This is a genomic window from Limnohabitans sp. JirII-31 (genome assembly GCF_002778315.1).
GTDB lineage: Bacteria > Pseudomonadota > Gammaproteobacteria > Burkholderiales > Burkholderiaceae_C > Limnohabitans.
This window is the reverse complement of sequence record NZ_NESA01000007.1, coordinates 190,716-202,852: the sequence shown is the minus strand read 5'-3', so window position 1 is coordinate 202,852 and position 12,137 is coordinate 190,716. Positions and strand designations below refer to the sequence as shown.

Sequence of the window (12,137 nt, the reverse complement as noted above, 5' to 3'; positions counted from 1 at the left end):
GGGCACGGCGCACAACGAGTTTGTGGCTGGGAGCACGTACAGTGACACGGCGACGGTGAGTGCGGCAGACGGCACGACGCAGGTGTTGACGGTGACGATGACGGGCACCAACGACGCGGCGGTGATCAGTGGCACGACCAGTGGGACTGTCACAGAAGACAGTGCAACCACCACGGCAAGTGGGACCTTGACGAGCACGGACGTGGACGGGACGGCCAACCTGTTTGTGGCGCAAACGAGCGTGGCAGGGGACAGCGGGTACGGCACGTACACGATGACAGCTGGGGGTGTATGGACGTATACGATTGATAACAACAACGCCACTGTCAACGCCTTGAATACTGGACAGACTTTGAGTGACACCTTCACGGTGACTACCGTGGATGGAACGGCCCAAACTGTGACTGTCGCTATTTCGGGGTCGACAGACGTCGTATCACTGTCATCCATTACCAGCGGTACGGGTGGCTTTGTGATCAACGGTGCTGGTTTAAACAACTACAGCGGCTATAGCGTGAGCAATGCGGGCGATGTGAACGGGGACGGCTATGACGACTTGATCATTGGCACTGGCACGTTTGCGGGTACGAGTAATACTGGCATGAGCTATGTGGTGTTTGGTGGATCAGCCAAGACGGCTATTGAATTATCTGCACTAGGAACCACGGGCGATACGAACGGTTTCATCATCAACGGTGCTGCAAGCGCCATGAGTGGCTGGTCGGTGAGCGGTGCGGGGGATGTGAACGGGGACGGTTTGGCTGATTTGATTGTGGGTGCCAAAGGTACAGGAGCTCCCACGGGGACGGGCTACGTCGTGTTTGGTAAAACAAGCAACACGACGGTTGCTTTGTCTAGCCTGGGCAGCGGCGGTTTTGTGATGAATGGTAAAGATGCCTCGGGGGCCGTTGGTTACTCTGTGAGTGCTGCAGGTGACGTGAACGGCGATGGTTTGGCAGACTTGATTGTGGGCGCACCTTATACCGGTGGCACAGGTCCAGCAGCTGGTAAAGGCTATACCTACGTCGTATTTGGTACAACGAGCAGTTCTGCCATCAGTTTAAGTAGCATTACAGGAGGAGCGGGTGGTTTCAAAATTACAGGGGCATGTACCGCAGATAACAGCGGGTATTCGGTCAGTGCCGCAGGCGATGTGAACGGGGACGGTTATGCCGATTTGATTGTGGGCGCACCCAATGCTGACTCTTCTGGCGTAGTCTCCTCAGGCTCCAGTTATGTGATCTTTGGCGGTTCTACATCTGGTGATGTCACTTTGAGTTCTGCATTGGCTTCAGGCGGTTTTGCCATCAATGGAACGGGCGCTTCTTCGTACAGCGGTTGGTCAGTGAGTGCAGCAGGGGACGTGAACGGAGACGGTCTGGCCGACGTGATTGTGGGCGCGAAGGGCTCTAATTCATCTGCAGGTGCTAGCTACGTTGTGTTTGGTAAATCAACTACTGCGGCCGTGAGTTTGGCCACGGTGGCATCAGCCACTCCCAGTGGTGGTTTCGTGATTTATGGTCAAAGTGCCAGCGACGAAAGTGGCTTGTCGGTGAGCAATGCTGGCGACTTGAACGGTGACGGACTGTCGGACTTGCTGGTGGGCGCACATTATGCGGACCCCACAACAGGCACCAATGCGGGCCGCACGTATGTGGTGTACGGCAAAACAGCTTCTACAGCGGTCTATTTGTCGGCCATTGCCGCAGGTACGGGGGGCTTTGTGATCAATGGCCAATGTGCTTCAGATGAGAGCGGTATTTCGGTGAGTGCAGGAGGTGACATCAACGGTGACGGCATGGCCGATTTGATTGTGGGTGCGAACAACGCTGACCCGACCTCAGGCAGCAATGCGGGACGTACCTACGTGATTTTTGGTAGCACCAGTGGTGCGTTGGGTGTCGGTACAGCTGTCGACTGGGTAGGTACATCTGCCGATGAGACTCGTACCTCAACGGGTAGCCAAACTTTGGTGGGTGGGGCAGGTAACGACACCTTGACCTCAAGCGCCAGCACAGGGGCAGATGTTTTGTATGGGGGCCAAGGTAACGATACTTTTGTGGTGACCGCTGCCATGGTGACGGCGCTGCAAAGTAACTTTGGTGCGGGGGGGAACATCACACAGTTGGCTCGCATAGATGGTGGTACAGGAGTTGATATTTTGCAATTGGCTGGTGGCACTGCCAGTGCAGGAGTTAGTCTGAATCTCACCGCAATCAAAAATGCTGGGGTTGACAGTTCGCGTCTAGAGTCCATTGAAGTGATAGACCTTTCTGCTGATGCATCTCTGTCTGGTGGCAAGGGGAATCAACTCACGTTGGGACTGAGTGATGTGTTGGATATGACCGGCATGAACGTCTTCAACAGCAGCACGTCCGGAATAGGCAGTTCAGGTGGAACAGCATTGGCTCAAAGTGTGATGAAGCATCAACTGATGATTTGGGGGGATAGCTCAGACTACGTTTCTATTGGTGTCAGTGCTACCGGCTGGGTTAAATCGTCGACCAATACGGCCATCACTTATACCTATACGGATATTGGCGGAACATCCCATACGCACACTATGGTGGCATACAACTACTACTCGGCTACTGTGTATGCGCAATTGTTGATTGATCAAGCCATTGTGAATGCGACTGGGCACCTGACTTGATTTTGAATGGGCGGCGAGCCGGATACACTCATTTGAGAAATTGAAAGGGTGAGATGGCTTTGATTTTTGTCACCGCAACCCGCTGGTCGCAAGCCGAGTTTGAAGTGCGCGCACCGTTGAGCCGTTCACTCGGCCCAGTGCATGAGCTGACGCCGCTTGAGTTGCGGGTGTTTGCCAACAACACGCAAGCCTTGGCCTTGAGCTACAACGCTGTGATTGACGCCGCCGCTCCTGACGATGTGCTGGTGTTCGCGCACGACGATGTGGCAGTGGACGATTGGATGTTGGGCTGGCGTTTGCAAGAGGCTTTGCTGCATTTTGATGTGGTGGGTGTGGCGGGCAACCGGCGTCGGCAACCCGAGCAAACCACTTGGCTGATGCTGCCCCATACCAACCAGTGGGACATGGCTTATGCCAGCGGTGCCATCATGCATGGCAGTGCCAGCCACAAGGCGTTGACCTTTTTTGGCGCGACACCTGCCAAAGTGGAATTGCTTGATGGCGTGCTGCTGGCCGCACGTGCCGGGCGCTTGCAAACGCAATGCGTGCGTTTTGACCCACAGTTTGACTTTCATTTGTATGACCTAGACTTTTGCCGCAGTGCGCAAGCAGCAGGCCTGAGCTTGGGAACCTGGCCTTTGGCCATCACCCATGCCAGCGGCGGCGGGGGTTATTTTTCGCCCGACTGGCAACGCAATGCCGATGCTTATTTGAAGAAGTGGGGCACCTGAGCCATGGAGACCGTGCGTTGAATATCCCAAAAGCCAGCAAAGCCTGGCAAGCGTTGAAGAAAACCCCTGCAAACTCTGCACTCTGGATGGGCCTGTTGCGCCACTACGCGCGCCGCGCGTTGCCTTGGCACGCCCGTTATGCGGCCACTCAGGCGCAGCGTTGTGAGGCCCGTTTGGGCACGGAGACCCAGAGGCTGCTTGGCAAACTTGCCGTGGGTGAGCCTTGGCAAGGGGGAGACCAGGTGCTGATGCAGGCTGCACCGGTGTGGCCTGGACTGGCCCAGGCCATTGCGGTGTTGCAAGCACAAGTGGCTGCTGATGCGGGCGACTGGTTGAGTTGGTTGTATTTGGCGCGCTGTCATGAGCTGGCCTTGCCTGAAGGGGAGGGCACGCAAACGTCAGCGGTGGTACGTGAGGCCGTGGTGCAAGCCTTGGCCGCCGAGCCTTTGCTGGGTGAGACGGGGCACTGGTTGGCGGTGTGGCGCTTGCGCAGCGGCAATGCCTCGGGTGCCTTGGCTGCGTTGCAGGCCGTGTTGCAGCAAGCGCCCAGGCGTTATGGGTCTTGGCTGTTGCAAGCCGAGGCGCAGATGCACTTGGGCAACGCTGTGGCTGCGGAGCAATCCTTTGCCAAAGCGGGTGAGTCGCAAAACCCTGATTTCTTGGCCTTTTTGGCCGACATTTTGTTTTTGAACAACTACTGGGAGCAGGCGCTGCAAGTGCGCGAAGCGGTGGTGCGTTTGCGGCCCCACCACGCGGGGTCTTTGCTGGCCTTGGGGCAGTTACAAGGCAAGGTGTGGTTGAGCCAACAAGCCGAACAAAACTTGCAACGTGTGCTGGAGATGGAGCCTGACAACGCCGAGGCCAAAGGGGCGCTGGACGACTTGCACAACAGTGGTGTGAGCCGCCCACAGTTTGACCGCGCATTGGCTGTGTTTGAAGCCCAGGGCGTGAGCAACAACGGTGTGGGCGCTACGCGTTTGCTGATGCAAAGCTTGTACCAAGACCATCTCAGTGCCGAGTTTGTGGGCCAGTTGCACCGTCGTGTGGGCGACGCTTTGCTGGCCGACTTTGCACAAACACACCCGAACAAGGCGCAGCATTTGCAAGACCCTGCGAGGCATGCCCAAGAGGTGATGCATGCACTGGCACCCGCTGCTTCAGGTGCGCGGCGTTTGCGGGTGGGCTATGTGTCAGGCGATTTGCACCGTCAGCATCCGGTGAATTTGTTCATGCTGCCGGTGTTGAAGCGCCACGACCACAGCCGACTGGAAGTGTTCATCTACCACGTGGGCACCATGCATGACGAGTACACACGCCAGGCGCGAGCGTGTGCCGACCACTGGCGCGAGGGCGCCAAGTTGGACGACCCAGCTTTGCACGCCATGGTGCAAGCCGATCACTTGGATGTACTGGTCGATTTGGCGGGGCATACCTCATCGCATCGCTTGGGGGTGTTTGCCATGCGTGGTGCACCGGTGCAAATGACGTACCTGGGCTACCCACACTCGACCGGTTTGCGTTGCTTTGACTGGTTGATTGGCGACCAGGTGGTGTCCCCCCCTGAGCACGCGTCTTTGTTTGTGGAGCGTGTGGCGCGTTTGCCGGGCAGTGTGTTTTGCTGGGCACCGGTAGACCATGACCCGCTGCAAACCGATGTGCCAAACCCGGTGCAAGGGCCGTTGGTGTTTGGCTCGTTCAACAACCTGCTCAAGCTCAGCGACAAAACGGTGGCCCTGTGGGCCCAGGTGCTGGCAGCGGTGCCCGATTCGGTGTTGTTGATCAAGGCCCCCGTGTTGCGCGACGAAGCGGTGCAGGCCATGACGCGGCAGCGCTTTGTGGCGCATGGTGTGGACCCGCGTCGCTTGCAGTTCAGAGGGCCGACCGAGTTGAGCCAGATGATGCAGGAGTACCACGATGTGCACATTGCGCTCGACCCTACCCCGTACAACGGGGGCACCACCAGCTTGCAGGCTTTGTGGATGGGCTGCCCGATGGTGACCTTAGAGGGCGCCAACTTTGTGTCTCGCATGGGGGCCAGTTTTTTGCGTGCGATGGGCAAAGACGCTTGGGTGGCCCGCGACGAGGCCGACTACGTGCGCATTGCGACTGAACTGGCGCAGCAACTGCGGCAAACGCCGTGGTCACGCCACGCGTTTCGGGCGCAGATGTTGGCGTCGCCGGTGTGTGACATTGAAGCGCACACGCGGCATATTGAAGCGGTTTACGAGAAGGCGGTTCAACATGTCTGAGGTGTCTATGCGTCGCATCACTTTGGTGTTTCCACCGATGACGATGCCCACGTCACCCTCTTTGGGGGTGGCCATGCTCAAAGGCTTTGTTGAGCGTGAGCTGCCACAGTGGCAGGTGACGGTGCTGGATTTGAACGTGTGGTTGTTTCGGTTTTTGTTAGGCGGCATCGCCCGAGGGGAGATTCACCTGACGCCCGCCATGCACGAGCGCATGGGGGCTGATTCACGTGTGTTGTTGCAAGCGGTCCTGCCGTTTTTCAGGCGCTTCAATCCATACGCACAGTACTTGGCGAATTTCCGGGACCATGCCCTGCTGGTGTACGACCATTTTTCTGCTGAAGCGCTGACCCACTGACACCTTGAGATGGCTGGCCTCACGCACTTGATTTGGATGGGCAAGGCCCCGTCCGTGCGCAGCGTTGCGAATGCGCACAGGCTCGCGGGTTTGTTCATGGATGGCTTGGATATTTACGACGGTCTGGCCCCAGAAGACCAACCCTATTTGCCACTGCTTTGGGTCGACCAATCGGCGCAGTCGGCCATGCTCGCCCAGGATTCTGTTTCGATTGTTTTGGCTCCTTGGGGTGACGTTCCTGCCGCGTTGCGTGGGGTGGCCACGCAGGCTTTGGGCGAGCACGCGGCCTGCTGTCGTTGGTTCAAGATTTGCCTTTTGGAGCGTGAGTGTTTTTTGCCTTTCTTGCTGTATGAGGACATGCGCGTGCACCTGGGTGCACCATGGCTTGATTTGGCAGATGTGGTGGTGCATTACGAACGCTTGTGGGCGCAACAAGAGGGACAAACGCTGTTGAGGTCTCTCGTGCAGGGCGCTGATATCGATTCAAGTTTGACATCGGTGCAGGATGTGAGGGCCAGTTTGTCATGGCTGACCCAGCATGCCAGGGCGCAGTGGGGGCAGCACGGGTTGATGTGTCTGGCTTCTGATTTGCTGCGTCTGCAAGTGTTGATGCTTTTGCCTGGTGCTTATGTGGATTTGGGGGACGCCGCAGGGTTGATGCTGCGCTTGCCCACGCGAAGGCTGGTAGGGGCTGAATGGTGTGAGTTTTGTGGACATCAAACGGTGGCGATTGAGAACGATGTGATTTTTTGCCACAGCCCGTCATTGATGAAAAGCATCACGCTGGGTGTGTACCTCTGGATGACCCAGACCTTGCATGGGATTGTGCGCAGACAAAGTGGCGAGGTGGCTGCGCAAGGCTCAACACTTGAGTTGCTACAGCGTGCGTTGCCGCAGATTGATGCACGTATGCCTGTGGCCCCTGACATGGCCTTGCTTTTTGCGCCGCCTTACACCACGTTGGCGAACTATGTGTGCATGGCGTATGGCGGGCAGCCCTTTTTTGAGGGGGCTGAGTCGTTGAATGCTTTTTTTCAAGTTCGCCAAGGCCGCGAGCTGTTGATTGACCACGTGGGTGGATTCACGGGCTATCAAAAATTTGCGTTTTATTTGGCCCCCCATTCAAAACATCAGTGGATGGCCTGTGCCGCGAGTTTTGGGCTGGATGGCTATGCGCCACAGCTGGGCTGGAAGTCGTATGGCTTTGGTGTTGTGGATACGCTGGTACACAACGCCAAGATGATCAAAGCACAACACGCTTTGAGCCCTTGTTTAAGGGCGGAATTGAACCAGCTCGCCAAAGACTTGGGGGTCGAAGGTGAGCAGTTTTTGAAGCTTGCTTTTTTCTGTGAGCAGGTGTTTGGCTGGGGCAGTTTGAGCCATCAAGACCCGTCAAAGCGTGGGTTGTACGCGTCTAAGACGCTGGCCGCAGCGCAGGCACTTGGGGGTTGAGTGAGGCTCAGTCCGTGGTGTCGCACACCGTGTCTGGGTCTAAGCGACGCGCGCGGTGGTCCACGTAGTAGCCACCAAACTCGGTGTAGCGCAGCACGTGTTGTTGGCAGCGCGTGCAGGCAAACACGTCGCAGCGGTTGTACGGAAAGTGTTTCACCGCCACAGGGGCTTCGGGCGAGTCGTAGCGCGTGCCGTTGGGGTGGTGTTCTTCAAAGGTGGGTTCGTACAGCTCGGGGTCGCGCAAGGTGGCAGCGATCTGTAGGTGTGCGTCAGGCCATTCGGTCTCGGTGATGCTTTCCCAACCCGCGCAGCGTTGCAGGCTGCATTGACAGTCGGTGTGGGGTGTGCGGGCCAGCGCGCGCAAGGCGTCGGGTGTGGGCAAGAAGGGGGCAGAACTCATGGGCCGAGAGCCTATCACTGTGTGTGGGAGGGATAAAAAAATGCCCCGCGGGTGCGGGGCATGGCAGAGACGAGTCTCGCAGCAATTACTTGCGTTGAGAGATAGGCAAAGCTTCGCGCACAGGTGAGCCAGTGAACAACTGACGTGGGCGACCAATTTTGTATTCGGGGTCGCTGATCATTTCGTTCAACTGGGCAATCCAGCCGACGGTGCGGGCCAAGGCAAAGATACCGGTGAACAGGTTCACAGGGATGCCGATGGCGCGTTGCACGATGCCAGAGTAGAAGTCGACGTTGGGGTAGAGCTTGCGGCTGACGAAGTATTCGTCTTCGAGGGCAATTTTCTCCAGCGCTTTGGCCAGTTTGAACAGAGGGTCGTTCTCTAAGCCCAACTCTTTGAGCACTTCGTCGCAAGTCTCTTGCATGAGCTTGGCGCGTGGGTCGTAGTTTTTGTACACGCGGTGACCGAAACCCATGAGCTTGACACCGGAGTTTTTGTCTTTGACCTTCTCCATGAACTCGCCCACTTTGGCCACGCCGCCCATGGCTTGAATCTCTTCCAGCATGTTCAGGCAAGCTTCGTTGGCACCGCCGTGTGCGGGGCCCCAAAGACAAGCCACGCCCGCTGCGATGGCTGCAAAGGGGTTGGTGCCCGACGAACCGCACAAGCGCACGGTGGAGGTGGACGCGTTTTGTTCGTGGTCAGCGTGCAAGATGAAGATGCGGTCGAGGGCACGCTCGAGCACGGGGTTGACCACGTACTCTTCGCACGGTGTGCCAAACATCATGCGCAAGAAGTTGCCCGAGTAGCTCAGGTCATTCTTGGGGTACATGTAGGGTTGGCCAATGGTGTACTTGTAGGCCATGGCCACGAGGGTGGGCATTTTGGCGATCAAGCGAATGGCCGAGATTTCGCGGTGCTCTGGGTTGTTGATGTCGGTGCTGTCGTGGTAGAAGGCCGACAAAGCGCCGACCAAGCCCGTCATGACGGCCATGGGGTGTGCATCACGGCGGAAACCACGCAAGAAGAACTGCATTTGCTCGTTGACCATGGTGTGGTTGGTCACGGTTTTGACGAAGGTTTCTTTTTGTGCCGCGTTGGGCAACTCGCCCTTGAGCAAGAGGTAACAGGTTTCGAGGTAGTCGCAGTTGGTGGCGAGTTGTTCAATGGGGTAGCCGCGGTAGAGCAGCTCGCCTTTGTCGCCGTCGATGTAGGTGATGCCCGACTGGCACGACGCGGTGGACAAGAAGCCGGGGTCGTAGGTGAACATCCCGGTTTGACCGTAGAGCTTGCGGATGTCGATCACATCGGGGCCAATGCTGCCGTTGTAGACAGGCATGTCGATGCTGGGGCTGCCGTTGCTGAACGACAGGGTGGCTTTGTTTTCAGATAGTTTCATGGCTCTTTTTCCTAAAAATCTTGTTGAGTCAATGTCTCAGCATCGTCAGCACTTGGCGTGCTTCTTGTGGGGTGTTGGCGTCTGGCAATTCTTTGCGCTGCAAGAGCAGGTCGAGCAAGTCGTTGTCCGACAAATCCATCAGGGCGTACAAGCCGCGTGCATGGCACACGGTCAAGCGAGTTTCGTGCCGCTCAAAAAACCGCTGGATGAACAAGTCGTTTTCCAGCAGGCCACGGCGGCAGCGCCAGCGCAGTTTGCTGAGTGCGCGCTCGTTGAGCACCTCTTGTCCATCCAAACCGTCGAGCAAAGGGTCACCCACCGAGGTGTCGCGAAATGGTGCGTCCACATCCATGTTGGTGCTCCTGTGCTTGGGGTGATGCGCCTTAGATGGCGCGACGCACCATCAACTCTTTGATCTTGCCAATGGCCTTGGTGGGGTTCAAACCCTTGGGGCACACATCGACGCAGTTCATGATGGTGTGGCAACGGAACAAGCGGTACGGGTCTTCGAGGTTGTCCAAGCGGCCAGCGGTGTCTTGGTCGCGGCTGTCGGCAATGAAGCGGTAGGCCTGCAACAAACCTGCGGGGCCGACAAACTTGTCGGGGTTCCACCAAAACGAGGGGCAGCTGGTGGAGCAGCTCGCGCACAAGATGCACTCGTACAAACCGTTCAACTCGTCACGCTCTTCGGGCGACTGCAGGCGCTCTTTTTCGGGCGGCTGGGTGTCGTTGACCAAGTAGGGCTTGATGGAGTGGTATTGCTTGAAGAACTGCGTCATGTCCACGATCATGTCGCGAATGACAGGCAGGCCAGGCAGAGGCTTCAACACGATGGTGCCGGGCAAGGTGTTCATGTTGGTCAAACAAGCCAAGCCGTTTTTGCCGTTGATGTTCATGGCGTCCGAGCCACACACGCCTTCGCGGCATGAGCGGCGGAAGGAGATGGTGGGATCGACGGCCTTGAGTTTCATCAAGGCGTCCAGAAGCATGCGTTCGCTGCCGTCCAATTCAACCTCAATGGTTTGCATGTAAGGCTTGGCGTCGGTGTCTGGGTCGTAGCGGTAAATTTGAAACGTGCGTTTTGTCATGGTGCGTGCCTGATCAGAAAGTACGGGTCTTGAGCTCGACGCTCTCAACGGTGAGAGGTTTCATTTGAACCGGCTTGTAAGACAGCTGGTTGCCTTCTTTGTGCCACAAGGTGTGCTTGTGCCACTCGGTGTCGTTGCGGCCATTGGGGTGCTCAGGCGTGTCACCGTAGTCGTCCACGGTGTGTGCGCCACGGCTCTCGTGACGGGCGGCGGCGGACACGATGGTGGCTTGTGCGGCTTCGATCAAGTTCTCGACTTCCAGCGCTTCGATGCGCGCGGTGTTGAACACCTTGGACTTGTCTTTGAGGCCAATGTTTTGCACACGCTCACGCAACTCAGCAATCTTGGTCACGCCTTCGTCCATCAAGGCCTGGGTGCGGAACACGCTGGCGTGCGATTGCATGGCGTTGCGGATGTCGTTGGCCACGTCTTGGGCGTATTCGCCGGTGCTGTTGCTGTCCAAGCGTGCCAGACGGGCCAGCGACATGTCGGCCGCGTTGTCTGGCAGTGGCTTGTGGTGTTTGTTTTTCTGGTTGAACTCCACAATGTGGTTGCCCGCAGCGCGGCCAAACACCAGCAAGTCGAGCAGCGAGTTGGTGCCCAGGCGGTTGGCGCCGTGCACGCTCACGCAAGAGCATTCGCCCACCGCGTACAAGCCATTGACTACCACGCTTTGGTTGTTGGCGTCTTGTGTGACGACTTGACCGTTGATGTTGGTGGGGATGCCACCCATTTGGTAATGGATGGTGGGCACCACGGGGATAGGCTCTTTGGTGATGTCGACGTTGGCAAAGTTATGGCCAATCTCAAACACCGAAGGCAGACGCTTCATGATGGTCTCGACGCCCAGGTGGGTCATGTCGAGGTTGATGTAGTCTTTGTTGGGCCCGCAGCCACGGCCTTCTTTGATCTCTTGGTCCATGCAGCGTGACACGTAGTCGCGTGGGGCCAAGTCTTTGTAGGCAGGGGCATAGCGCTCCATGAAGCGCTCGCCATTGCTGTTGCGCAAAATGGCGCCTTCGCCACGGCAGCCTTCGGTCAACAACACGCCCGCACCGGCCACGCCTGTGGGGTGGAATTGCCAGAACTCCATGTCTTCGAGCGGAATGCCTGCGCGCGCCGCCATGCCCAAACCGTCGCCGGTGTTGATGAAGGCGTTGGTCGATGCGGCAAAGATGCGGCCTGCACCGCCGGTGGCCAGCATGGTGGTCTTGGCTTCCAAGATGTACAACTCGCCGGTTTCCATTTCCAGCGCGGTCACACCGACCACGTCGCCCGCGTCGTCGCGGATCAGGTCCAGTGCCATCCACTCGACAAAGAAGGTGGTTTTGGCGGCTACGTTTTGCTGGTACAGGGTGTGCAGCATGGCGTGACCGGTACGGTCTGCCGCAGCGCAGGCGCGCTCAACGGCTTTTTCGCCGTAGTTGGCGGTGTGGCCGCCGAAGGGGCGTTGATAAATGGTGCCGTCTGGGTTGCGGTCAAACGGCATGCCCATGTGTTCCAGTTCGTACACCACTTTGGGTGCTTCGCGGCACATGTATTCGATGGCGTCTTGGTCGCCGAGCCAGTCGGAGCCTTTGACGGTGTCGTAGAAGTGGTAGTGCCAGTTGTCTTCGTTCATGTTGCCCAAGGAGGCACCAATGCCGCCTTGCGCTGCCACGGTGTGTGAGCGGGTGGGAAACACTTTGGACAATACCGCCACGTTCAACCCAGCGCGTGCCAGTTGCAGCGAGGCGCGCATGCCAGAACCACCGGCACCGACGATGACCACGTCAAATTTGCGACGTGGGATAGAGCTTTTAACAGTCAT

10 protein-coding genes are annotated in these 12,137 nt (G+C 57.6%); 5 read left to right on the top strand and 5 right to left on the bottom strand.

The features are described 5' to 3' along the window. From B9Z41_RS10850 to B9Z41_RS10830, 5 genes are all read left to right on the top strand, one after another. On the top strand, positions 1 to 2,653 hold a 2,653-nt coding region (locus B9Z41_RS10850), incomplete at its 5' end, for an S-layer family protein (RefSeq protein WP_199172977.1). A 53-nt stretch (positions 2,654 to 2,706) separates the two neighbouring features. Further along, positions 2,707 to 3,384, top strand: a complete 678-nt coding sequence (locus tag B9Z41_RS10845; protein ID WP_100147080.1) for a glycosyltransferase family 2 protein — start codon at positions 2,707 to 2,709, stop codon at positions 3,382 to 3,384. A 17-nt stretch (positions 3,385 to 3,401) separates the two neighbouring features. After that, entirely contained in the window at positions 3,402 to 5,633 is a 2,232-nt protein-coding gene (locus B9Z41_RS10840; RefSeq protein WP_143474196.1) for a hypothetical protein, read from the top strand. Further along, complete coding sequence (locus tag B9Z41_RS10835; protein WP_100147078.1) at positions 5,626 to 5,988, top strand: hypothetical protein; 363 nt, start codon at positions 5,626 to 5,628, stop codon at positions 5,986 to 5,988. Before B9Z41_RS10840 ends, B9Z41_RS10835 begins: the two co-directional genes overlap by 8 nt. 9 nt (positions 5,989 to 5,997) lie before the next feature. After that, positions 5,998 to 7,440 carry a hypothetical protein gene (locus B9Z41_RS10830; RefSeq protein WP_100147077.1) on the top strand — a complete coding sequence of 481 codons (1,443 nt, stop codon included), beginning with the start codon at positions 5,998 to 6,000 and terminating at the stop codon, positions 7,438 to 7,440. 7 nt (positions 7,441 to 7,447) lie between these two features. On the opposite strand, the gene B9Z41_RS10825 is transcribed toward B9Z41_RS10830, so the two are convergent. The 5 genes from B9Z41_RS10825 to sdhA all read right to left on the bottom strand — a co-directional run bounded on the left by B9Z41_RS10825 (position 7,448) and on the right by sdhA (position 12,137). After that, entirely contained in the window at positions 7,448 to 7,840 is a 393-nt protein-coding gene (locus B9Z41_RS10825) for a hypothetical protein (RefSeq protein ID WP_100147076.1), read from the bottom strand. 85 nt (positions 7,841 to 7,925) lie between these two features. Then, positions 7,926 to 9,239 carry a citrate synthase gene (gene gltA / locus B9Z41_RS10820; protein ID WP_100147075.1) on the bottom strand — a complete coding sequence of 438 codons (1,314 nt, stop codon included), beginning with the start codon at positions 9,237 to 9,239 and terminating at the stop codon, positions 7,926 to 7,928. A 28-nt stretch (positions 9,240 to 9,267) separates the two neighbouring features. Next, complete coding sequence (locus B9Z41_RS10815; protein ID WP_100147074.1) at positions 9,268 to 9,591, bottom strand: succinate dehydrogenase assembly factor 2; 324 nt, start codon at positions 9,589 to 9,591, stop codon at positions 9,268 to 9,270. A 31-nt stretch (positions 9,592 to 9,622) separates the two neighbouring features. Continuing rightward, entirely contained in the window at positions 9,623 to 10,327 is a 705-nt protein-coding gene (locus B9Z41_RS10810; protein WP_100147073.1) for a succinate dehydrogenase iron-sulfur subunit, read from the bottom strand. Positions 10,328 to 10,340: 13 nt separating this feature from the next. Next, a complete protein-coding gene (gene sdhA, locus B9Z41_RS10805; protein ID WP_100147072.1) occupies positions 10,341 to 12,137 on the bottom strand; it encodes a succinate dehydrogenase flavoprotein subunit in 1,797 nt (598 codons plus the stop codon).

Coding starts and splice junctions, on each gene's coding strand:
- B9Z41_RS10845 (WP_100147080.1), top strand. CDS start 2,707: ATGGCTTTGATTTTTGTCACCGCAACCCGCTGGTCGCAAGCCGAGTTT.
- B9Z41_RS10835 (WP_100147078.1), top strand. CDS start 5,626: ATGTCTGAGGTGTCTATGCGTCGCATCACTTTGGTGTTTCCACCGATG.
- B9Z41_RS10830 (WP_100147077.1), top strand. CDS start 5,998: ATGGCTGGCCTCACGCACTTGATTTGGATGGGCAAGGCCCCGTCCGTG.
- B9Z41_RS10825 (WP_100147076.1), bottom strand. CDS start 7,840: ATGAGTTCTGCCCCCTTCTTGCCCACACCCGACGCCTTGCGCGCGCTG.
- gltA (WP_100147075.1), bottom strand. CDS start 9,239: ATGAAACTATCTGAAAACAAAGCCACCCTGTCGTTCAGCAACGGCAGC.
- B9Z41_RS10815 (WP_100147074.1), bottom strand. CDS start 9,591: ATGGATGTGGACGCACCATTTCGCGACACCTCGGTGGGTGACCCTTTG.
- B9Z41_RS10810 (WP_100147073.1), bottom strand. CDS start 10,327: ATGACAAAACGCACGTTTCAAATTTACCGCTACGACCCAGACACCGAC.
- sdhA (WP_100147072.1), bottom strand. CDS start 12,137: ATGACTGTTAAAAGCTCTATCCCACGTCGCAAATTTGACGTGGTCATC.